Genomic DNA, 22,889 nt, shown 5'->3' with positions numbered 1-22,889 from the left:
CAGTAGCGAGAGGTACTATGAGACTCACTGCAAAAAATACACTTCTGGCAGGTGTGCTTGCCGCATTCGGCACCACTGCCATTCTATCGGCACCTGTACTGGCAGGGGGCGGCGATGTTGTCGTTGAAGATGCCTGGTCGCGCGCTTCAATTGGCACCAACCGACCTGGCGTCGCTTACATGACGATCAGCAACACCGGCAATGAGGCCGTCACGCTGACGTCTATCCGCACCGATCTTGCGATGATGCCCGAGATCCATCAGACATCGACCAATGCAGAGGGCGTCAGTTCCATGGCACCAGCTGGCGAGCTGGAAATTGCGCCGGGTGGTTCCGTAGCGCTTGAGCCGGGCGGGCTCCACGCTATGCTCATGCGGCTGCAACGCCCTATGACCGAAGGCGAGAGTTTTGCGCTGACTCTGATCTTTGCCGATGGCGCAGAAAAGACTGTCAACGTACCGATATTTGGTATTGCTGCGCGAGGCCCCGAGAACTGATGCAACGGCGACGCGTTCTCACATTTGGGGCTGCTGGACTTGGTGCAATCGGGCTGACACTCTTTGCCGGATGGTGGCAAGTGGATGGGCCGGGAGCGGCTCAATCTGATCGCCTTCGTCCCCTTGCGTTGTCAGACATGAACTTTCGCATGGTTGATCACGAAGGGACTACCGCCACCCCGCAATCGCTGGTCGGACGTGCAACAATGGTGTTCTTCGGCTTTACCTACTGTCCGGATGTTTGCCCGACGACACTCTCAGATATTTCCCTCTGGCTGGATGATCTGGGCAATGACGCGGATGAGGTGAACGTCGTGTTCATAACTGTAGACCCTGAAAGAGACACCGTTGAAGCCATGGCCGATTATGTCAGCTACTTTCATCCGGCTATTCGCGGTTGGGTCGGCGTTTCGGACCAAATCGCGCAAGCCGCAGACGACTTTCGCGCCACTTATGAAAAAGTTCCAATGGAAGATGGCGACTACACAATGAACCACACCGCAAGTGTTTTTCTGTTTAACCCCACAGGCGAATTTGTCAGCACCATCGACTATCATGAGCAGAGAGAGTTCGCTGTACCCAAGATCCGCCGCGCTTTGAAAAGTGGAGCGGATACAACATCATGAACGCACGATTTCTAGCAACCTCGGCGATCGCGATCAGCAGTGTCTCGATTGCTTCGATCATGTTCATTGCCTCGAACAGGTCTGAAATGACGGCGCCTGCGCCCACGGTCTTTCAGGTGCCCAAACTTCCTGCGGAACCGCAGACCACATCGGCTCTGTTGCTGAACGTACCATCGGCAGAACTCGCTCCAAGCCCCGTTTCGTTTCGACCTGCTCAGCCGGAACCCATTCAGGCAGAGGAACCTTTGCCACCTGTTGAACCACCTTCACGAACATGGACGCGCGAGCTTGCAGTGGGTGACACACTCGACAGTATGCTGTCTGACGCGGGGATCGACGCAACCGATCGCGCTGAAATCGCACTTGCACTTGGCGCTGAATACGACTTGCGGCGCTTGCGGCCGGGTCACTCGATAACAGTCGTTGCAACGGCCGCGGATCAACTGCGGAGTGTAGAGCTCGCCGTGGAAGATGGCGTGAGAATTGAAGTGACACTTAGCGAGACGTTGTCCACGCGCGTGGTCTCACCGGAACCCGACACAGTCATTCTGGCCCGCAAAACAGAGATCGAAACCTCGATCTCAAATACACTGAGCGGTGCAAAGCTCCCGGTCCGTTTTGCGGTGGATCTCGCTCAGATGCTGAGCGGCACAGTGGATTTTCGGAAGGATCTGACAGGAGGTGAAACACTCCGTCTTCTCTGGCGCGAAGAAAGTATCGACGGCGAGAAGGTAGGCCAGCCGCAACTCATTTTTGCAGCACTGGAAGTGGATGACCAACTTTACGAAATAGCATGGCCAGACGCCGAAATTGGCCGCGCCGCAATCTATGTCGATGGTGAGCTTCTTCGCGTCTTCTCGCAACCAGTTGAGGGCGCGCGCCTGAGTTCTGTCTTTGGTCGGCGGAAACATCCGGTCTACGGCAATGTGCGGATGCACACCGGTGTCGATTTCGCTGCCGCACGTGGTACTCCGGTACATGCGACGGCCCCGGGGCGCGTGTCTTATGTAGGTTGGCGCGGGGGGTATGGGCGTGTGGTGGAAATCGCTCATGGATCGGACACGGTCACGCGATATACGCATCTTAGCGCAACCGCCGATGGTCTGGCCAAAGGTCAGCGCGTGGAGGCTGGCGAGGTGGTTGGTCGTGTCGGGTCGAGCGGCACCGCGACCGGCCCCAATCTTCATTATGAAGTATTGGTCGACGGGCGACCAACGGACCCGCTTTCTGACGACCGACTTGCTGCCGCTGCGAACAACGAGGTTGAAAACGAAGCAGCGCGAAAACGCTTAAGAAATGCTCGAGCACAGCTTGAGAAACAGCTGGGCAATCCCGTCGCCAAAAAACGCGAATCTAGTTCGTGAGAGTTTCTTAAAACGGCTTCAGGTGCGCGGCTATCAGTTTGCGGGTATGCGCGCCTGAAGCGGACTGCACTCCAGAAGAACCAAATCAGAGGATGTAAAATGATGGCAATCGCGGGGGCCTTGGTTGGCGCCGTTTGGGGTGGGGTCCTGGCAAAGCGCCGGAATGGCAACAGCCTTGATATTCTTCAATACGCTACAGGATATGCCATCGCTTTTGGCCTGGTGGCGTTTTTTCTTTCGATCGCAGTTGTGCGCCTGATGTAACGCGCCGGTAAGCGAGGCGAAAGCCGGACACCTTGAAGTCCGGCTTCCACTCTTATGTGGTCGCAGCGCCTATACCCTGCGAGCCAAGGGTATTTGCCGCAGTCTGGGCGGTGCGATCTTCCGGAGCTTTCAGAAGCCGTAAGGCATTGGCCACGACCAGCAAGGACACTCCGACATCCGCGGCGATTGCACCCCACATGGATGCCAGCCCAAAACCCGTCAGAGTGACAAACAATGCTTTGGTCGCAAGTGAGAAGCCGATGTTCTGACGGATGATCGACATGGTTCGACGTGAATGGTCGATCAGCCAGGGTACTTTACCGATGTCGTCGGTCATCAGAGCAATATCTGCGGTCTCGATAGCAGCGTCGGACCCAACTGCACCCATCGCAACCGCATAATGTGCCCGAGCCATCGCAGGTGCGTCGTTGACGCCATCGCCGATCATCGCAACCATCTCGTGCCGTTCTGCCAGTTCCTCAATCGCAGCGACTTTGTCTTCCGGCAGAAGCTGGGCCCGGACTTCGTCGATGCCGACTTCGGCTGCTACCGCTCTCGCTGTTTGTTCGTTGTCACCAGTCAGCATGATGATTGACTCTACGCCCTGCGCATGAAGCCGGGCAACGATGCTTCGGGCTTCGGGTCGAATGCGGTCCCGCAGCTCAAGCAAACCGGTTAACCCGTTCTCATCCCCGACAACAACAAGTGTGCTTCCCGCGTTTTCGATTTGGTTGCGCAACTCGGCAGGGATGGACGCGCCAAAGCCTTTCTCTACAGCGAAGCGGTCGGAGCCAAGCCAGATATCTCCACGCTCGGTACGGCCTTCCAGACCACGACCGGGAACGGTTCGGATGTCTTCAGCCGCCGATATCGAAATGTCGGTCTGTTCTGCCCGGGTCAAAATGGCGCGGGCCAGCGGGTGTGAAGACCGAACCTCGAGGCTGGCAGCGCTCGCCAACAGCTCCTGCTCGGATGCGGCGCCCAGCGGATAGACATTGGCCACTTCAGGCTCACCCATGGTGATCGTGCCTGTCTTGTCCATGGCCAGTGCGGTGGTACGCCCGGGGGCCTCGATATATGCGCCGCCCTTAATCAGAACCCCAGCCCGGGCCGAAGCGGTCAAAGCCGCAACGATTGAAACCGGTGTGGAAATGACGAGCGCACAGGGGCAGGCGATAACCAGCAGAACAAGTGCATTGTAAAACCAGAAGCCCCACGATGCGCCAAATACAAGCGGTGGGATCAGGGCGATGGCCACTGCGACGACCATAACGATGGGCGTATAAATCCGCGCAAATTTTGTAACCCACTGCTCAACCGGCGCACGGCGAGCATGAGCATCACCGACCATCCGGATGATCTTGGCAAGCACGGTGTCTGACGCTGTTTTCGTCGCACGTATTTTGAGGGCGCCTTCACCATTGATTGTGCCGGCATAGACCTCATCACCCAGCTCTTTGGGAATCAGCGCGCTTTCACCTGTGATTGGAGCCTGGTCAACGGCACCGGCCCCTTCGATGACTTCCCCGTCAAGTGGAATGCGATCCCCACCGCGAACGATGAAGCTGTCACCGACAAAGACATCCGCCGCCGGGACCGTTGCCTCAGAACCGTCAGCACGAACCAGCCGAACCGTCGGGGGGGCCAGATCAAGCAGCGCGGATACCGCGTTCCGAGCACGTCCGACACTCCAGCTTTCCAGATAAAGAGAGAGCGAGAAGAAAAATGCTACAGTTGCGGCTTCAAAAAACTCACCCAGAGCGATGGCACCAGCGACGGCAACAACCATCAAAAGGTTCATATCCGGCGAAAGTCGACGCGCCGAAGACCAGGCCTTAGGGGCCACCAGCCAGACGCCAAACAAGATCGCGACCGCGAACAAAGCTGCCTCGGGCAAAGGCATCGGAACCTCACCATGTCCCGAGAACAGCCCGAGCGCACCGCCCATGCCGGTTTCGAAAATGTGCCAGCCAAAACCCGCTGCCCAAAACCCTCCGCTAAGAGTGGTGAACCGCCGCTGACGTGCAATATGCGCCGCCTGGTCCTGGGCGGCATTTCCGTCATCCCATGGTTTGGCGGTCATACCAGTACTGGCAACCAGCATCATGACATCTTCGTCAGATAACTTGGCAGCACTTTCAAGAAGTGTCATCCGACCGTTGATCACATCAAATGCAAGATGCTCTTCGCCACCTGCTTTCGGGCCGACGACACGGTTCAGGATCGCCACCTCTTCGGCGCAATCAAGGCCAGAGACCTGAAAGCTTCTACCACCTTCAGGAATTGGACCGGCGGGGGCGATGTCGCCACACCCGCCGCTACCGCATGCGTGGTGACCATGTTTGTTTTCGTGGCCATGGTCGTGGCTATGGGTATCGGATGACATGATTGGACCTCAAGAATCTCTATGGTCCTTTGTAAATAGTTCCTACAGTAACTAGAGCTTCAATACCTTTTTCAATTTTTTTTTCAATCCGGTTCGTTGCCCGCGATATTGATGCTTCATTCCTTCTTGCGGGCTGGCCGCGTGAATGCAATCTAGTCGCAGAAGACGTAAAAAATTTGGAACAGGTCAATGCAGAAACGGATCGCAATTACCATCACGTTAGTCTCGATTACTGCCGGTTGCTCAGCCCAGTTCACAGGGGGCAAAAGCAAAGCATTCGAACCAGGTAACCTGCCAGATTCTGTCGTTGCACTGGCAGGGCCGGGGCAGGATCTGGCTACGGCACGCCTTTTACCAGATGACAATTGCTTCTGGTATGAGCACAGCGGACCTGTCGAGACGACATTGGTACCATTGCGCGCGACGAATGGCGCTCCGATCTGCGCCGCGCGCGACGCCTGATAAAAAAAGAGGGCAGCGACGTCCACCTACGCTGCCCAAAATTTATGAGCGGGCTGTGACGCTATCTTCGGCCGAGTATAAGTATGCGGTCGAGCCGATTTTTACATGTGGGTAGAGATCATTGATATGGGCCATGATCATTCTAACACATCCAGAACTTGCGCGACCACCGATGCTTCTGGGCTGAGGTGTACCGTGGATTCTGAGATAAGTATCTCGATCCCCAACGTATAGATAAAGGGCTCGAGAGCCGAGAGCATTACTTGGCCCGGGTTCCATGCCATCCCGAAATTCCGCGTATTCGGGGTTGCGCTCGATCATTGAAGCCGTTGGTGTCCAATGTGGCCACTCGACCTTGCGCCGGATAGCATAGGTACCGGGCTCGTAAAGGTTCCCACGCGCGATCGCTACGCCATAGCGCATTGCTGTCCCGCCTTCCTCGATATGGTAAAGATAGCGCGCGACGGCATCGACATGGATGTCACCAGGAACCAAACCATCATTTGCTACGACACGTCGTGGTAAAAAACGGTCATGAACGCCCCATGGATTTGAGGTCGCTGGATCGTAATCAAATGGCGTGACCTGGCTGTCCCAATAGGTCTTTTGCGACGAGGTTGGCCATGTTTTGGCGATCAATGGACTGGCCGCAGACGCGGAGAACAGCGCAGTGGTTGATTGAATGAAATGGCGCCTTGTCAGCATAGATCTCGTCCTGGTTCACAAGTTTAATGTATTTGCATCGCATTTTCGCGATCAAATTCGAGTCTTAAAGCCTCTAGCAGCTAGAGCTTCAAGAGGTTTCAGGTAACACTTGGTTTACCTAGTCGACCATGTCGCCGGTTGCGTGAACCCTACTTCGGTCGAGTCTACTTCGGACTAGGTCGCAAAGACAATTGACAGAAACGAAGCCGCCATTGTAGCGGTGAATTGTTTTCGGTTCCTGATGGCGGAAGCCAAAAGGATTAAAAGGGAATACGGTTCGGTGTTTTTAACGGCGCCAATTCCGTAACTGCCCCCGCAACTGTGAGCGGAGAGCGATGCCAAGACACCACTGGTTCGTAATGGAACCGGGAAGGTTGGCGGAGCGAGCACCCGCGAGTCAGGAGACCTGCCGTAAAACGCCGGGCTATGCCCAGACTGTATCTGTCGGCCTTACGGCCGATTCAACCTGACAAGCCGCCGGGTGAGGCGGTAGGGAGAAATAAAATGCACATCGAACCGGGCATCGTGAATGGTGCCAAAATCGCGCTTTCCTATGTTACCGCCGCAGGCGCGGCTACTTACGCAGCGAAAGAAACGTTTCCCACATTGCGTGCGAATGGACCTGCATCTTTTGTCATGCGCTCGGTGCTCGCCACCGTTGGTGTCTTCCTTTTCTTTGAAGTCCTGCCACACTTCCCGGTTGGTGTCTCTGAAGTCCACTTCATTCTGGGGTCGACGCTGTTCCTGCTTCTCGGTGCTGCACCCGCGGCTTTTGGATTGGCAGCCGGTCTGCTGATTCAAGGGGTGTTTTTTGCCCCGTTCGATCTTCCGCAGTACTTCATCAACCTAACCACTCTGCTGGTGCCGCTATTTGCGCTACAAGCATTGGCCAGCCGCATCATTGCACCCGGTACAGCATATGTTGACCTCAAATATGGCCAAGCTCTTGCCCTGAGTGCGATGTATCAGGGGGGAGTAGTCGCATGGGTTGCGTTCTGGGCTTTCTACGGCCAGGGATTTGGTGCTGAAACTATGGCGTCGGTTCTGTCCTTTGGCGGTGCCTATATGCTGGTAATAGTCATCGAGCCGATTGCTGATCTAGCAGTGCTTGCGGCAGCCAAGGCGATGCGCGGTTTGAACAGCACAGGTCTGGTGACTCCGCGCTTGTACAACGCTGCGGAAGCTTGACCAAAGTTTGAAGCGGTGCCCTAAACTGGGGTTGCCGCGAAACAACTGGTAGTCGCAGGACCAAAGCTTATTGTGGCGCGTCTCGAGGGCGCGCCACATTTGCTTTTAGCCGCTAAAAACCTGCACCCAACGGTCAGGGTGTAGTGGGTCCTGTATTCTTAGGAATAGATACCTAGTTTCTTTCCACGTTTTGATCCTGTTGGTAACATTGTCCAGAACCAAGTCGCCTTCACTCGAGCGATAGACAAGAACAGCATGGCCATTGCGATTGGTGTCCAAGACAGTCGCAATTAGTAGCTTCGTAGGATCCAAACCATTCTGCACAAGTTCAAACTTCTTTTGCAAAGCAAAGTCTTCGCAATCTCCTGACCCTTGCGTCGGCAATGTCCAGTATTCCTTTGTTCCATATTGGCTTTGATCCGAAACGGCGTGAATCCTCCGATTGACGCGCATGTTGATCGTTTTAACGATCTGCTTTTCCTGCGCCTCGGACAGTCCAGAACTACGAGTTTTCGCGCACGCCCAAGAGTAATCATTGCATAGTGATTTGGCCCCCGACGGCGCTTCAATCTTTCTATCAAGATCGATCAAGGGAAGCTCAGAGGCTTGCAATGCAGCGGCAGAGACAAAATAGCTGCATATAAAACAGACCATTGATAGATGACCCGACAGCTTTTTCGAAAACCTTCTCTGAACTAAAGTGGGATTTGTCATATCTGCCTTCCCCATGCTCGTTTCTCTAAGGTTCCGTAATTGCTAGTCCAAGAGTGCTCTATCGCAAGCCTTCATGTGTTTTGATGCATTGCAACAGCTTCCTAGCCTCTAGGGGCAAAGCGGCAAAAATTTGCAGATTCTATGGTATTTCTTACTTAGTTGACAGCATCAGAGCATCCACGCCATCACCGGTCCGGTATAGCTAACGGCGCGAACTAGAGGGTAAGCTGATCGCAATTCTTTCATTCAACAAAAATACAACAGAGATCGGCCGTCATCGCTGAGGGTTACGGAATACCGGGACAATAAAGCCGCTCCTCCACAAGCTGAGGTAGCCAGTTTCGGTTTTTCCGGGCGCTGCAATTAGTGGCCGCTAATGACATCTTTGACGACAGGTTCGTTGAGCAACGCCGTTAGCAGGGGGCATGATGCTGCTCCCTCAGTGCAAGTCTGCACAAATTCTGCCAATGCTTGCTCCAGCCGTTGGAGAGCGGCGATTTTTGACCTGACGTTTTCAAGGTGTCTTGTTGCGACGTCTTCGACGTCACGACAAGCTTGCTCGAGCGCTTTGGACAATTCGCGAAGTGCGCATGCATCCTGAATAGTAAAGCCAAGATCGCGGCAGCGTTTGATGAATCTAAGCTCGGATACTTCCCGTTCCGTGTAAGCGCGGCGCCCCGAGGCGGTTCGACCGGCTTTCTCGACTATGCCGTCCCGTTCGTAGTAGCGGATCGCCTCGACCGACAGGCCGGTCAATCTCGCCCCTTCGCCAATGGCAATCATGTGATGACCTTTCCCTTGAACCTGTAGCCACTACAGGATGCAATTTGTCTGTCATGATGTCGAATTTCGCAAACCGCACGAAGCAAAAATCGAAGAAGCCGAACCGGCTTCCGCTCGAGATCGTCAAAGTTGGAGAAAGCTGACTATGAGTAAATTTGTAGGGGCGAGTTTTCTTGGATCGTTTACCGCATTTGGCGTTGCGACCTGCTGCATCTTGCCGATGGCATTGATTTTACTTGGCTTGGGAGGGAGCTGGTTGGCCGTATTTGGCAAGATCGCCGCCGCGAGTTATTGCGGGCTTGGCGGTTCGACGGCTCTGCTTATTCTCTCTGGCATCGTCGCGTATCGCCGTAGTTCGCTCGACCGCCTCAAATGGTGGCTGACAGGCAGTTTTGCGCTGACGACAATTGCTTGGGTTATCATGCTCAACGAAATCCGAATTAATGATTTCTTGATAACCTTGATGTGACGCCATGAGTGAAAAACGCCCGAGCCTTGTCAGTACGATCATTTGTCCGGAATGTGGACATTCAAAGCCTGAAGTGATGCCAACAGACGCGTGTCAGTGGTTCTACGAATGCACATCTTGCGGAGCAGTCCTGAGGCCAATTCCCGGCGATTGCTGCGTCTACTGTTCCTACGGATCGGCCCCATGCCCGCCAATTCAGGCGGGCAGAAAATGCTGCGATTGATACGACAATTCGGGATATCGGAGTGTCCGCAAAGCTAATCAGCAGGCTTTGCGAACGCCGGATTTTTTCACCGTTGGCTGGAACTTGCCCGGTAGGACAAGGCATGCGTGAACTTACGGATCAACTGGTTTGCCGTGAAGAATGTCACGTACACCCGGCAGAAGAAGCGAGCGCTGTGTTTTTCAGGATCATGCCAGCGCTACCGGCACTTCATGCCGCCGGGTAACTGGCGAACACCTCTGTGGATCCATCCTTGCGGATCAGGAAGACGTCAAAAGCTTCGCGCTCGCTTTCCGGTCCCATGCCAGGTGAGCCGAAAGGCATTCCCGGAACCGACAGTCCGACAGCATCCGGGCGTTCGCCCAGCAGGCGCCGAATGTCAGCGGGCGGGACGTGTCCTTCGATCATGTAGCCCTCCACGCGGCCCGTGTGGCATGACATCATGCCTTCCGGTATGCCATTAGCGGTTTTGTGAGCGTTCAGGGCCTCCCATGCACTGTTTTCCACGCTCACTTCAAAACCTTCCGCTCGCATGATATTGATCCACGAGCCGCAGCACCCGCAATTCGGGTCCTTCAGGACATGGATTGAGGGGCCGGTTTTCGCGAGGGCGGGAAGCGCCGCGCTTCCCGCGAGGGCCGCAGTTCCTTGCATCACGCGGCGACGGCTCAGGTTATTCATTGTCATGTTCCCTCCAGAGAAAACTTGTCTTGACCCTTTGAAGTGAGCGCCCAGCAATTATGGTATCGTGACAACATATTCCTGGTTTTATTGTGTTGCAAACCCCCTACCCGCCTTGCGCGCAAAACTTAGTCATTTTGATCGTTACTTTCACCACGCTATCAAATTACTATTATTCCCGATAAGTTCCGCTTATCATGCTATTTGAAATCTGACCCAAATTGACGCAGAATGGGTACATGAAGCCCCCTGCCCCATACCTCCCCGCCGCCTCCCCCGCCCTCTCGGACACGGATCAGGAGGCGCTCACTGATCTTTATGTGCGCGGCACACCGGAAAACACGCTGCGGGCATATGAACGGGATCTGCTTTATGTCACTGCCTGGAAATCCGCGCGGTTCGCAGCGACGCTGGACTGGCCGGAATCTGAGGCCACCGCCCTCGCCTTCATTCTCGATCACGCCCGCGATCTGAATGACGCACCAGAAACGGATGTGGCGCGCGAAACCGCAGAAGCGCTAATTGCTCAGGGGCTGCGCAAGTCTCTCGCCTGCCCTGCCCCTTCGACGCTGGACCGGCGCATCGCCTCCTGGCTTGCCTTTCATCGAATGAAGAACCTGACCAGCCCTTTCGGTGCGCCGCAGGTGAAGCAGGCCCGTGCCAAGGCGCGCCGGGCTGCAGCCCGGCCCCCTGCCCCAAAATCACAACACCCGATTACCCGCGATGTGCTCGAGCAGTTGCTGTCCACCTGCCGAGGGTCCCGGCGGGATTGCCGCGACCGCGCCATCTTGATGCTGGGTTGGGCTTCTGGTGGTAGACGGCGCTCGGAGATCACCGGGTTGATGTTTGAAGACGTTTCGCTGAAGGAGTTCGACGAGAAAAGCCTGGTTTGGATTTCACTGCTGGAGACCAAGACAACGGCCAAGGGCGAAACCCCACGGCTGGTGCTGAAAGGCCGCGCCGCCCAAGCGTTGGTCCATTGGATCGAGGTTGGACAGATTAAGAACGGGCCACTGTTCAGACCAGTCTCAAAAGCGGATCGTGTGCTGAAACGTCGGCTTTCGCCGGACGCTATCTATCAGATCGTCAAACATCGCCTCCAGTTGGCAGGGTTGCCGGAGGACTTCGCCTCGCCGCACGGTCTGCGTTCTGGGTTCCTAACCCAAGCCGCACTGGACGGCGCCCCAATCCAGGCTGCCATGCGCCTCTCGCTGCACCGCTCCATGGCCCAGGCACAAAAGTACTATGACGACGTCGATATCGCCGAAAACCCGGCTACAGATCTGCTGGGGTGAGCACTTACTGATTGTTCAAAGCAATCTCAGCCCGAAGGATATGCTGGCTACCGCGACTATGTCTTTTTCTCTGCTCCGCCTTCAAAGTGGCCAGCGCGGAAACATATGCAGCAGATCGCAATAGATATCCAAATTGATCGACTAGCTGACGATGTTGCAAACATGTCTTGAGATGACAGTGTCACTTTGCACTCAGCTAGCACAGGTCCCAACAGGTTTGCGAGAGCACAGGATGCGATGCGCATGGCAAGAGAGCCTGCATTTTGCGTCACCTCAAAAAAAGTTCACAGCTGTGAACTATTCCAACAACATGTGGTAGAGCTCTTAGCTCACTACCCTACATGTAAAAAAAGGTTGACTTGAATCATTTCATCAGGTCTCAGTGATGGTAGAGCGTAAATCGCCAATTCGAGCATACAGATGTAACCATGATCCCAACCACACCCATAGCATCAACTTCTCCAGTTGATATCAGCAGTGAGATCAGTAGTCGATTGAATCTCGCAATCAAAGAACACCTTCTTGCGGCCTATGCTCCAGACTCAACCAAGCAACTGCGCCTTTTCCCAGCTCAAGAGGTTTGTGACCTGATGGGCATTAGCCATCAGTATCTTCGCAAGGCAACTGTTGAGGGCGCTGTTCCCGAGGCCAGTGAGATCAATCACGGTCGTAGGTATTATACAGGTCAGGAAGTTTGGGAACTACGAAAACTTCTGGACGCCCGTAGTAAAACTCCAGGACGATACGTCCCACGACGGCGCGAAGGCGAGACGCTACAGCGAATTCAGGTGATGAATTTCAAGGGCGGATCGAGCAAATCCACGACATGCATTCACCTTGCGCATTACCTCGCCCTGCAAGGCTTCAGGGTGCTTTGTGTTGACCTTGATCCTCAAGCCTCGCTTTCGGCAATGTGTGGCCTTCAAACCGAGCTGGATGAGAGTATTGATACCGTTTACGACGCGATCACATACCATGATCCAATCCCAATGAAGGAAGTCATCCGAGAAACTTACTTTCCTGGCCTTTCGATCGCGCCCGGCGGACTGATGCTGTCCGAATTTGAGGCAGAGTCGGCCAAACTAAATAGCAAGCAACACCCCTTTTTCGCGCGCCTTCACGACGCTCTTATGTCAGTTGAGGCTGACTACGATGTGGTTCTGATCGATAGCCCCCCAAGCCTTGGTTTTATCACAATGGGTGGTATGGCGGCCGCGACTTCAGTGATTGTGCCACTAACTCCTTCGATGCTCGATGTCGCGTCCACAGCGCAGTTTCTAAAAATGACTTCGTCGTACATGGAGGTGATTGAAAGAAGCGGAGCAAAACTTGTTTATGATAACTACCGTCTCTTGATTACGCGGGATGAGCCGGTCGACACACCATCTCAAACAATTGTCGCGTTCATGCGGGCCCTCTTTCAAGAGCGAGTAATGACTGCAACCAGCCTGAAAAGCACCGCGATTAGCGATGCAGCGATGCTTCAGCAATCAATCTATGAGCTGAACAGATCGGACCTGACACGTGCAACTTACGACCGAGCCAAGTCCTCTATGGATGCCGTCGGTAAAGAAGTAGAACATATGGTTCTTGAAGCATGGGGACGCAACTGATGGCAAAAGAACGCAGAGCAAGAAAGCGTCATTCCAGCATGATGGAGATCGCAGAGCAAGCGACTATGGATGTCAAGGAGGCGGCCCCCGCCCCTGCCCGACCAATCACTCCGGGTCTTCAATTCATTGAGGACACATATAACGCTATAGATGAGATAGACCCAGATCTTATCGATGACTGGGGCGTCGAAGACCGACTCGAGAAGTTCACAGCTGTGAACTCCGGAGCTGACGAAGACACTGACATACCCAACCATTCACTTGAACAATTGGCGGATAGCATTCGAGAAAATGGTCAGCAAGTACCAATTCAGGTGCGCCATGAACCTGGTCGAACCGGTCGTTACCAAATCATTTATGGTCGGCGTCGTCTTGCTGCCTGCCGCTATCTGAAAGAAAACTACCCAGATGAGAACATTAAGATTAAAGCTAATGTTGTCGATCTTGATGATGACAAGGCTCTGATTGCCAAGGCTCTTGAAAATGCGTCCAGGAAGGATCTCACATTCTACGAGCGCGCTCGATTTGCTACAGACATCATTGCTTCAGGAAAAAGCAGGTCAGAAGTCATAACAATCATGTCCCTGACCAAGTCTGGGTTGTCCAACTTAGAGCGCGTTACGAAGTCAATACCGCGTGAACTGGGTGATGCCATTGGAGCCGCGCCAGGCTTTGGTCGCACCAAGTGGATGATCTTGGTGGACGCTTTAGATCAAAAGGTGATCACGCTTCGCAACGCATTCCGTGAACTGGAGAAACTGCCTCCCGACTCTTCTTCAGACGAACGACTCCTGGCGCTGCTTGATGAGATAAAGAGGAAATCCGAAACACCTAGACCGAACCCCAGAATCGTCGGAGAGGGCCTGGCAACTGTCAAACAAGGAGCTTCCGGACTGAACATAAGTATAAATGACAGCGTAGCCCCAGGCTTCTCTGATTGGCTAGACGAACACATTGAATCTCTAATGAAGGAATTCCGGGACCGCTTTGAGGCAGTAAGCGGACGGAAGTAAGAAGTTCACAGCTGTGAACAAATCATAGGCAAGCGAGCAAAGGAGAAAAGGTAGAAAGAAATAGCCCCCGAAAGCGGTGATGCTCCCGAGGACCAAATCTTGTCTAGCAACTTGAACTTAGCTCCTCCCGAATCACCACACAAGAAAAAACACCCTTGGGTGGGCGATATTTCTGTGTCTGCTGACAAAAAACCATGAGGACAGTAACAAATTTCGCTCCATCAGGAGCAGTCAGGTCGTTGACCGGGCAGGGGAGCAGTGCGCCCAAATGGATGCAACTCCGTGCTATAGAAGAGGCCCGTGAACCACTTGGGTTGAAAGCAACAAGCATATCTATTGTGCGAGCCATGCTTTCATTTATGTCAGCTGACCGTGTCAGCGAAATGGCCGATGAACATCACATCGTCTATGCTAGCAATTCTTCAATAGCTGAGCGTGCCCACGTGAGCGTTCAAACAGTAGAGCGACACATCTCGAAGTTGGTAAAATTGGGCATCATTAAACGCACTACCGCAGCAAACGGTAAAAGATGGTGCAGACGAGACGGAGCAGGGCAGGTAACGCTGGTCAGTGGATTGTCGCTTCTACCCCTGGCAACCCGTCATGCGGAGTTTACAGCCCTCGCTGGTGATTATCGTCGTGCGCAAGAGGCCCTTCGGGTGCTTCGGGATGAATGCACAGTAGCGATGGCCCGGCTTCAAGACGTCATCTCAGATGGAGTTCAGGATCTACTCGTTCGGGCGCGACTAATCCTACGCCGTCGGCCGCAACAGGACGTTCTTCAGGGGCTGCTGGACGAGATAAATGAGTGTGTTTCTGTGGAAAACCGCTCGTCGGAAACCTACGAGCCCATCAATTTGAGGGATGGCGACGGTGAAATTGAGGGGCACAAAGAACATTTACTGATTCATAATAGTAAAAAAGAAGATCATTATTGGAAGAAGGTGACCCCGGATCAAATGGAACACGCATTCCCTCGGCTGTGTTCAGAATTGCGGTTCGCACGAGATGAAACACATTGTGATCGACTAATGGACCAATTGGCTGACCACATGCGACTTGGGGAGGGTTGGTATGCAATGAAATCATCACATCCCCCAGCAATACGCTTCATGGTCTTGGGTTATATTTTGCAACGCGTTGAAGAAGTACGAAGCCATAGAGCGTACCTGACGTGGATTATGAACAAGATTGATCGCGGAGAAATGGAACCGAGGACTCTGTTGATACCTCAGAAAACTAGGCGGGATGGATGGGAAGATCGCAAGAATACTTAACGTAGTGCCCCAGATAGCGGCCAATTGCTCGAAGGCGCCACCGGAAACTCCTGCAGCGGTTTGTCTCTTTGTCAGATTTTTCCGCGCTGTAGTCCTCGCTGAATGCCGGAGCTTTGCGGTACGTTTACTACCTCATTCGCGAAGTATAGACCCAATTGTCACAACGGCAAATACTGAGCTCAAATTGGCTGGCCAACCTGTCTTTTGTTTTGTAAAATAAAGAAGTTAGGTGACTTTCCTGTTGTTTCTAAAGGATAACTTTCCAGCTATGGCATCGGCTCAACAACTCATCGGACTCGTAAAGAGCCATGCAGAGGGTGACGTGGATCGCTTTTACGATCTGGCGATGCAACTTTCTGCGAGCGAAGAGCAAAAGGGGCATAGGCGCTTGGCCGAACAGCTACGTCAATGGGCGGAAATGGGGCAGAAAACCCCGGTATCACACGCACCTGCTGTCACCCCGATAGCTGCTCCGCGCGGTGACATGGCAGCATTTCTTGCCGCCTCATACCCAACGGAGCGGGTTGTCGATGTCATTTTGCCTCTACGTATTGAAGATGAGCTCGCCCATGTTGTTGTAGAGACGAGAATGCGTGAGAAACTTGAGGAAAAGGGCTTAAAACCGCGACGCCGGCTTTTGTTGTCTGGCCCGCCGGGCACAGGAAAGACATTGAGCGCGTCAGCGCTTGCAGGAGAGCTTCAGTTTCCGCTGTTTTCCGTCATGTTGCACGGTTTGATCACCAAATTTATGGGCGAGACAGCTCAAAAGCTAAAAATGGTGTTTGACGCGGTTAAGACCACACGCGGCGTTTACTTGTTTGACGAGATCGACGCCCTTGCGGCTGCGCGCGGGAACGACAATGATGTCGGAGAAGCCAGGCGTGTGCTCAATTCTTTCTTGCAGTTCCTCGACGAGGATACAGGGCCGTCCATTGTTATCGCCACAACCAATTTGCCTGATATTCTTGATCGTGCAGTATTGCGACGGTTCGATCTTGTACTCCCGTACGAGATGCCAGATGCGTCTTCGATCAGGCAGGCAATAGAGCGTCGTTTGATAAACTTTTCTATTGCCAGAATAAGCTGGAAAAAGGTGACGGACTTTGCCAATGGATTGTCTACAGCGGATGTTGTAGCCGCCGCTGAAGACGCAGCACGACGTGCGGTGCTTACAGATACAGACAAAATTGCGACACAAGATTTGATAGCGGCTCTCGAACGCCGCCGTTCATTACAAGTTTTAGGAACCGACACAGTTGGCAAGGAATCTTCGACACTTTCATCTTCGCGACCTGGGAAAGGCACACCCGTTTCAAGCCAAAGGCGGGGGAGGTCAAAAAAGGCCAAGTGATGTTCTAGATCGTGCGGCCCACGCGCAAGCGCTTCTTCAGGCTATTGACGCACTTCCAAATACCCAGCAGACGGATATTCCTGGGGTTTACCTGGAGGTTACGTCTCGGCCAAACGAGCGTTTGAAGAAAGACAGCCTTGATGCAAGCGATTTAACATTGCTTCGTTTTGAAGACGGGTCGCATAGTGGCACCAATCAGGAGCGTGCGACGGTTTTTGCGACGGCCAAAGGCATAGAAAAGCTCCGTAAGAAGGTCGACCAATTTGAAAACGAAAATACGCCTGACCGTGTCAAAGATGGCGAGATCGTTCCAGGGCGGCCAAAGAACGCGGATCTCGTTCAAAGCGTTGCAGCCATAACCGAGGCTGGGCTTCGCGCTCTTTGGCGCAGCCCTAGCAACAAATTTCCTGAAGGTCGTGGCCCCGCGAATTGGGAAATTTGGTTGGAGCCAAATGAAGTCGACAACTTCACTGAAAATGCCCCAAAATTTGGTTTGGCAATTGGCGAAGAACGCCTGCATTTTCCAGAAGATGTAGTCGTGATTGCTCACGGTACACCGGAGGTTCTAGGATATGCTATCCGACGTCTTGGCGGTGTTCGTGCGATGGCGGCACCGACTGTTACCGCCGATTTTTTCGACGGAATGGATGTCCAAGAGCAGGCTCAATGGGTTGACGAACTCCTGCAGAGAACCGAATTTCCTCTGCACCCAAATCCTGGGTACGTGACTCTGATGGATACTGGTGTAAGCCGCGCACATCCGCTAATTGATCCCGCACTTGCCGCAGCTGACAGGCACGCCGCCAACCCGGCCTGGAGTCTCGACGACGTGAAGGGACACGGGACGCAAATGGCCGGCTTGGCTTTGTTCGGTGACCTTACGCCAAACCTCCACCAAGCCAATCCGATTACCGTTGTAAACCGGCTTGAATCAGTCAAGTTGTTGCCGGACGCAGGTGTGAATCCCCACCATCTTCTTGGAGCGGTAACCCGCAACGCTGTCAACATCGTTGAACAAACCCACCCGCGCCGTCGCACTTTTACTATGACCACCACCACTGGCGAAGACTCTCCGCACGATGGCGCACCGACATCATGGTCCAGTGAGCTTGATCAGCTCGCCGCCGGTGTTTCAGGTGCGGTCGACACGCCCAGGCTCATCCTTGTCTCCGCTGGCAACACCGACAATTTCACGTTTGGGGCCGGCGACTACCTGAACAAATGCGACCATGAAGACAATGAGATCGAGTCACCAGCGCAGGCGTGGAACGCTCTTACGATAGGTGCTTATACTGAAAAAACACTATTGCCAGAGGGAGAAATCGCATCACCGCTGGCACCGTTTGGTGACCTTTCTCCGGCTTCCAGAACGGCATCTTGGTCTTCCACTTGGCCGCTCAAACCGGATATCGTTTTAGAAGGTGGAAACTGGGCATCCAGTGCTGTACCCCCACCGATGCGGCATGGTTGGCTGTCTCTTCTTTCAACACATCACAATTATCCGCTGCGCTCGTTTACGTTTACTTACGATACAAGCGCGGCGACAGCGCTTGCTGCAAAGGGGATATCGGAGCTCTGGTCTGAATACCCGCAGCTATGGCCTGAAACTGTACGTGGACTGTATGTTTCGTCAGCCCGTTGGACGCCTCAAATGCTGTCACATTTACCAGCCGAACCAAACAAGGGCCACTACGCGACGCTGTTCCAACGCTATGGATATGGGGTGCCCGATCTCAGTCGCGCCCGCCGTAGCGCGTCCAATGCTCTTACGCTCATTGTCGAGGATACTATCACCCCATATGGATTGTCAGAGAAAACTGGCGGAGATATCCACAATGAAATGAAGCTGTTCACCTTGCCTTGGCCAGTTGAACAATTGCGTTCGCTTGGCAATGCAGAAGTAACGTTGCGAGTGACTTTGAGTACATTTATTGCTCCTAACCCGTCCGAAGCTTCACGTGGGTCAAAATACCGATACGCATCGCACAATTTGCGCTTCAAGTTGAACCGAGCTGATGAAAACGCTCAACGATTTATGGCCCGCATCAGTAAACTTGCCGAACAGCCAGAAGGTCCACCAAGTGCTGAAGACGATCTTTGGGATTTCGGTAGTAACCGGCGCGATGTGGGATCGCTTCATATCGATCAACTGACATGTCGAGCTTCCGACTTAGCGCGTCGCAATCTTGTTGCTGTTCATCCGGTTTCTGGCTGGAGAAAATCAAAAGCGTTGTTGCAAGGCGAGCTGCCGACGTTCAGATATGCGCTCATTGTTGAAATTGATGCTGAAGAACTGCAGGCGGAGCTTTTTTCTGAGGTGCAGACTGCCGTTGATGCATTGGTGGCGGCCCAAGCTGTCGTAGCGGTTTGAGGGCGAGGAGAAAATTGGGAGCCACTTGTCCGATCATACCAGTCTGGGTGTCAAAATTACCTGGTCGCGTCTCCATGAGCGCTATATGTCAGTCAGAAAAAATTTAATTGGCCCTTCGGTACACTATCCCATCGACGATGGAACAGCTTGTACTTGTTCCCCGAATAGCAACTATGGCGAGACACATTGCAAATTTGAGGGCATTTGGGAGTCCGGATTGGGTCGATGAGCGAGGTGAGGGTTTTTTACTGGTTAAACTTTGCGCCAAGTTTGCCGTATCGGAGCCGCGGAGCTGAGCCGACAGAATTCGCCCTCAATAGCCTGACCAACCAAAGTTCTTTTCCAGGAGAGATTTCTTTATGAAAACACCCGAAGTCGATCCTTCTAGCACGCAGACCAAATACGAGATTGAACAGTATTTGAGATCCGTCAACGAAGGCGATCAGGTTGTAATCCGCAGCACTCAAGGTGGGTTATTGGAATTGAAGGTTACTCAAGTCACCGGTACCAAGCCGAGTGCAGGGCGCCTTTATACCGAGCATAGCGGCGGTTGGGGCGGAACTGCTTGGTATGCGAAATCTGGAAAGAACTGCTATGCCCCAAAGGGCCAATCAACTCTCGTTATCCCAACGCGCGAAGTCCTTGAATACGCAAGTTCAGTCACCATTCCTGAGTTCTATGTAGTCGCGTCTGGATCCCACATGCTCTAGCTTTCGAACTGGAACTACGCAGAAGGTTTTGTTGACTAAATCGACGCCGATCGGATCGACAACCGTGCCAATCTTGTGGCCAATTTCGAATTTGTTGAACGACCATTTAAGGTGCTTGACGATACGCTATAGAAGTCATACCCAGTGATTGGCCTTCACGCAGGCCGGTGTGCCCGCCATGCAAAGCTAAGCAGCGTTTCAGCATAAAATTTGCGCCTCCGCGTCTACTGCGCGGAATGATTAGTAGCGGGCACCTAGTCAGATCCAAAAGGAGATGACACATGTCAGATTATCACATGAAGAAATTAAAAGTGTTGGGGAAGCGGTACGCGCGAGCGACCACTGTTGCCCACAATGAAGCTCTGAACGCTATCGCAGTAGAGCTCGGTTTTGCTCATTGGAAAGCACTGACTGATGCAGTGAAGGCAAAATGGCAGCCAACCGAAGACGATCTCAAGCAAGCTGAAGCGTTTGTATGCGATGCTGGTGCCAAGACAAACGGTGATGCTACTAATAACGATGCTCTATTCTCTTTCGAACTGGCATGCGAAGAAGGGGAGCTTTGCGGTCACTGGTACCAGATTGGAGACAGTCTTGGTGATGTTGTAGTTTCAGGCAAAGGTTGGGATTTACGGATCCCTGAGGCTCCGCTTGAAGCGCCTATTGTTGAAATTGACGAGCGCTATTTAGAAACAAGCCCGGTAAATGATCCGAACTTTCTTGCCCAACTTCTTGAGATCGCTCAGGCGCGCAGCAATAGAGTGCGCGCGCAGATGGCGGTTGATTGGCCACGAAGATCAACAAAGGCAGATCTTGATGGCGTAGCACGGCATCCTTTGGGGCGTGGCGACGCCGCAACATGGTTTTGTCACAGTTGCGATGCACAGATCACGGGCGCGCAAGCGGCCGAAAACTACTGGCATTGTCCCAACTGTGGCACTCACCCATTGAATATCCATCCGGTACCATTCGATGATCAGTTTCCCGGGGAGCCAGTTCATAATCCAGATGTGGCGCAAAGGCAGAAACCGGAAATAAGGATTGTGGAGCCGCGGCTTACACTGTGTCTGGATGAGGAAACCGTTTCAACTCTGGTTCGCTGTGCGTTGCTTGAGGACGCGACCACAGTCAACGAACGGCTTGGCGCTATTCGCGCACAAATAAGTCTGATCGACAGAGAGGTTGTTTGGATCACCTTTGACGAGTTGTTATGGCCGGAGGACAAGGAACCGACTTCTGCGCTGGCGGTTGCCGCGAAGCTCGGGCTCGAGGTCGAACAAGAGATTTCCGCATTCTCGGAACCATTCGCCTGGCCTGATTTAGGCGGAATGACGGCAAATACCGCCAAGTATGTGGAAATGCTGTTGAACGCTTATGAGGAACACGGTGTGATAAAGCGCTGAAGCCGACGACGTAACGTCAGTTGGGTGACTGGGAGTGAGATCCCGGTCACCTCGTTTTGCAAAGTCATTGGACAGACGAGCTTTATTGATCGACAATCGTGTCATGGAGCTGACGGCGACCACATCTGTCCACCTGATCCACGTGGACCCGGACGTCAACATGGCGCGGTTCTACGGAATAGAGTTGCAGCCAACGCTGTTTGGCGAAGTGTCCGTCCTGCGGACCTGGGGACGTATCGGCACAAACGGGCAGGCCATGATGGTGACATATGAAAATGAAGCCCAGGCCACTGATGCACTCAACAAACTCGAAAAGCTAAAGCGCCGACGAGGCTACGTCCCGGTCGGTGAGTGATTTCGGGCTGCAGCCTTTGTCCCTTGGCAAATCCCGAGCCGTTCGGCTCGTGACCAGGCTCTAGGTTTCAGCCGACGTATCGGCTTCCACCCAGAACACCCCGGCATGATCTCCCTGTCCCAGTAGCCCCTGACCCGTCTCTTGCGAGCCGGGGCAGGGGCTTTGGGTCATGGTCGCTCCATGCCGTGGTGATCTGCCCTCCGGGTGACGATCCCTTTTGCGCTCCCGCAGGATCAAAGATCCTTTGGCTTCTTTTGTTGGTCAGGCGGGATTTGGACAAGCCAAACGCCCCCTGACGTCAGGGGGAAGGCTCGGCCTCCCCCCTCGGACAAGACAAATAGACAAGACCGTGTCCTCGCGCGTTGTGCTGCGGGCCGCACCACTCTTGTCGATTTGTCCTGTCTCGCCCCTCTCCGCGTTCGCCACGGGGCAGGTTTTAGAGACGACGCCCTTTCAGGGCTCGGCTTAAAACCAGCACCAAAAGGGGATCAACCCTGGAGGTCGCACCACAAAAGGAGAGACGGTTTTGAATACCGAAGCAACGAATGACATAGAAAATGACACGAGCCTTCAGGCAGCAGAAATCGCGGACCAGAACGATCTGTTTCGGAAAGCCCTGATCGATCCGACTGCAGCCATTGAGATGTACTCCAAAGGCATTCAGGGCCAGGTTTTCGTCACGCCCGGCGTGTCGGGCGAAGGAGTGGAATTTCAGACTGCGGCTTTGGCTGCAGTGGCGTCGGATGATCAGTTTGACGAGGGCAATGACCCTTATGGCGATCACACATTCGGAACGGTGACAATCAGCGACCAAAAGCTGTTCTGGAAAATCGACCTATATGACGCGGATTACACGTACGGGTCCGACCGCCCGTTTGATCCCGTAGTGACGCGTCGCGTCCTGACCATAATGTGCCCCAGCGAATACTGAGACCAGCCCTGTCCCAACGGGGCAGGGACTGCATGCGCAACCCGCGCAGGAAAGGAGGTGACATCATGCCTGCAAAGATCATCGAACAGCGAACACGTGAAGCTGTGGAATTGCTCAAGAAGGGAGGCCTGTCTGCAAACATCGCGCTCCGCTTCTTGAAACAACACGCAGCCGCCTAAGCGGCCCCGCTCTACCCCGGAAGGGGTAG

Annotated in this window: 23 protein-coding genes and 1 riboswitch; of the genes, 18 read left to right on the top strand and 5 right to left on the bottom strand. The window is 53.7% G+C overall.

The genetic code is table 11. The annotated features are described in order from the left end of the window. Positions 1-17: 17 nt before the first annotated feature. The 4 genes from ABLN94_RS22750 (at position 18) to ABLN94_RS22735 (ending at position 2,751) form a co-directional block, all read left to right on the top strand. Positions 18-497 (top strand): copper chaperone PCu(A)C, encoded by a 480-nt coding sequence (locus ABLN94_RS22750; RefSeq protein WP_352996715.1) that lies wholly within the window; start codon positions 18-20, stop codon positions 495-497. After that, positions 497-1,123 (top strand): SCO family protein, encoded by a 627-nt coding sequence (locus ABLN94_RS22745; protein WP_352996713.1) that lies wholly within the window; start codon positions 497-499, stop codon positions 1,121-1,123. Before ABLN94_RS22750 ends, ABLN94_RS22745 begins: the two co-directional genes overlap by 1 nt. Beyond that, positions 1,120-2,487, top strand: coding sequence for a M23 family metallopeptidase (locus tag ABLN94_RS22740; protein ID WP_352996711.1), 1,368 nt, complete (start codon positions 1,120-1,122; stop codon positions 2,485-2,487). Before ABLN94_RS22745 ends, ABLN94_RS22740 begins: the two co-directional genes overlap by 4 nt. 99 nt (positions 2,488-2,586) lie before the next feature. Beyond that, positions 2,587-2,751: a hypothetical protein gene (locus ABLN94_RS22735; protein WP_170481525.1), complete on the top strand. Its 165-nt coding sequence runs from the start codon at positions 2,587-2,589 to the stop codon at positions 2,749-2,751. Positions 2,752-2,803: 52 nt separating this feature from the next. Here ABLN94_RS22735 and ABLN94_RS22730 read toward each other — a convergent pair whose 3' ends face one another. After that, the gene (locus tag ABLN94_RS22730) at positions 2,804-5,137 is read right to left on the bottom strand and encodes a heavy metal translocating P-type ATPase (protein WP_352996708.1); all 2,334 of its coding nucleotides are present in this window, start codon (positions 5,135-5,137) and stop codon (positions 2,804-2,806) included. Positions 5,138-5,326: 189 nt separating this feature from the next. Here ABLN94_RS22730 and ABLN94_RS22725 point away from each other — a divergent pair, with 189 nt between their 5' ends. Beyond that, the gene (locus tag ABLN94_RS22725) at positions 5,327-5,599 is read left to right on the top strand and encodes a hypothetical protein (RefSeq protein ID WP_171648690.1); all 273 of its coding nucleotides are present in this window, start codon (positions 5,327-5,329) and stop codon (positions 5,597-5,599) included. A 42-nt stretch (positions 5,600-5,641) separates the two neighbouring features. Here the strand turns inward: ABLN94_RS22725 and ABLN94_RS22720 are convergent, their stop codons facing one another. Next, positions 5,642-6,304, bottom strand: a complete 663-nt coding sequence (locus ABLN94_RS22720; protein WP_050605692.1) for a L,D-transpeptidase — start codon at positions 6,302-6,304, stop codon at positions 5,642-5,644. A 215-nt stretch (positions 6,305-6,519) separates the two neighbouring features. Further along, positions 6,520-6,732, top strand: a riboswitch (cobalamin riboswitch). A gap of 76 nt (positions 6,733-6,808) precedes the next feature. Here ABLN94_RS22720 and ABLN94_RS22715 point away from each other — a divergent pair. Continuing rightward, entirely contained in the window at positions 6,809-7,492 is a 684-nt protein-coding gene (locus tag ABLN94_RS22715; protein ID WP_352996706.1) for an energy-coupling factor ABC transporter permease, read from the top strand. A gap of 105 nt (positions 7,493-7,597) precedes the next feature. On the opposite strand, the gene ABLN94_RS22710 is transcribed toward ABLN94_RS22715, so the two are convergent. After that, positions 7,598-8,206 carry a transglutaminase-like cysteine peptidase gene (locus ABLN94_RS22710; protein WP_352996704.1) on the bottom strand — a complete coding sequence of 203 codons (609 nt, stop codon included), beginning with the start codon at positions 8,204-8,206 and terminating at the stop codon, positions 7,598-7,600. A gap of 363 nt (positions 8,207-8,569) precedes the next feature. Beyond that, a complete protein-coding gene (locus tag ABLN94_RS22705) occupies positions 8,570-8,989 on the bottom strand; it encodes a MerR family DNA-binding protein (protein WP_352996703.1) in 420 nt (139 codons plus the stop codon). A gap of 145 nt (positions 8,990-9,134) precedes the next feature. On the opposite strand from ABLN94_RS22705, the gene ABLN94_RS22700 reads away from it, so the two are divergent. Beyond that, entirely contained in the window at positions 9,135-9,458 is a 324-nt protein-coding gene (locus ABLN94_RS22700; protein ID WP_352996701.1) for a hypothetical protein, read from the top strand. A 4-nt stretch (positions 9,459-9,462) separates the two neighbouring features. After that, entirely contained in the window at positions 9,463-9,681 is a 219-nt protein-coding gene (locus ABLN94_RS22695; RefSeq protein WP_352996699.1) for a GDCCVxC domain-containing (seleno)protein, read from the top strand. Between the two features lie 210 nt (positions 9,682-9,891). Here the strand turns inward: ABLN94_RS22695 and ABLN94_RS22690 are convergent, their stop codons facing one another. After that, positions 9,892-10,368 (bottom strand): DUF411 domain-containing protein, encoded by a 477-nt coding sequence (locus tag ABLN94_RS22690; protein ID WP_352996697.1) that lies wholly within the window; start codon positions 10,366-10,368, stop codon positions 9,892-9,894. 233 nt (positions 10,369-10,601) lie between these two features. Between ABLN94_RS22690 and ABLN94_RS22685 the strand changes: the two genes are divergently transcribed. From ABLN94_RS22685 to ABLN94_RS22640, 10 genes are all read left to right on the top strand, one after another. Then, complete coding sequence (locus tag ABLN94_RS22685) at positions 10,602-11,657, top strand: tyrosine-type recombinase/integrase (protein WP_352996695.1); 1,056 nt, start codon at positions 10,602-10,604, stop codon at positions 11,655-11,657. Positions 11,658-12,085: 428 nt separating this feature from the next. Beyond that, on the top strand, positions 12,086-13,270 hold the full coding sequence (gene repA / locus ABLN94_RS22680; RefSeq protein ID WP_170416192.1) for a plasmid partitioning protein RepA: 1,185 nt from the start codon (positions 12,086-12,088) through the stop codon (positions 13,268-13,270). Beyond that, complete coding sequence (repB, locus tag ABLN94_RS22675) at positions 13,270-14,283, top strand: plasmid partitioning protein RepB (RefSeq protein WP_352996693.1); 1,014 nt, start codon at positions 13,270-13,272, stop codon at positions 14,281-14,283. The genes repA and repB overlap by 1 nt, the downstream gene beginning before the upstream one ends. Before the next feature lie 239 nt (positions 14,284-14,522). Continuing rightward, entirely contained in the window at positions 14,523-15,560 is a 1,038-nt protein-coding gene (locus ABLN94_RS22670) for a helix-turn-helix domain-containing protein (protein WP_352996691.1), read from the top strand. Between the two features lie 229 nt (positions 15,561-15,789). Next, entirely contained in the window at positions 15,790-16,911 is a 1,122-nt protein-coding gene (locus tag ABLN94_RS22665; RefSeq protein ID WP_352996689.1) for an AAA family ATPase, read from the top strand. Next, positions 16,817-19,282: a S8 family peptidase gene (locus ABLN94_RS22660; protein ID WP_352996687.1), complete on the top strand. Its 2,466-nt coding sequence runs from the start codon at positions 16,817-16,819 to the stop codon at positions 19,280-19,282. The genes ABLN94_RS22665 and ABLN94_RS22660 overlap by 95 nt, the downstream gene beginning before the upstream one ends. A 359-nt stretch (positions 19,283-19,641) precedes the next feature. Continuing rightward, complete coding sequence (locus ABLN94_RS22655) at positions 19,642-19,992, top strand: hypothetical protein (RefSeq protein WP_352996685.1); 351 nt, start codon at positions 19,642-19,644, stop codon at positions 19,990-19,992. Positions 19,993-20,273: 281 nt separating this feature from the next. Beyond that, complete coding sequence (locus ABLN94_RS22650) at positions 20,274-21,395, top strand: hypothetical protein (protein WP_352996684.1); 1,122 nt, start codon at positions 20,274-20,276, stop codon at positions 21,393-21,395. Between the two features lie 85 nt (positions 21,396-21,480). After that, positions 21,481-21,750, top strand: coding sequence for a WGR domain-containing protein (locus tag ABLN94_RS22645; protein WP_352996683.1), 270 nt, complete (start codon positions 21,481-21,483; stop codon positions 21,748-21,750). A gap of 526 nt (positions 21,751-22,276) precedes the next feature. Next, the gene (locus ABLN94_RS22640) at positions 22,277-22,681 is read left to right on the top strand and encodes a DUF3768 domain-containing protein (protein WP_352996681.1); all 405 of its coding nucleotides are present in this window, start codon (positions 22,277-22,279) and stop codon (positions 22,679-22,681) included. Positions 22,682-22,889 lie beyond the last annotated feature (208 nt).

It is taken from the genome of Ruegeria sp. SCP11, assembly GCF_040329455.1.
GTDB lineage: Bacteria > Pseudomonadota > Alphaproteobacteria > Rhodobacterales > Rhodobacteraceae > Ruegeria > Ruegeria atlantica_E.
Note: the sequence above shows the minus strand (reverse complement) of the source record. Positions and strands in the feature narration are given on the sequence as shown.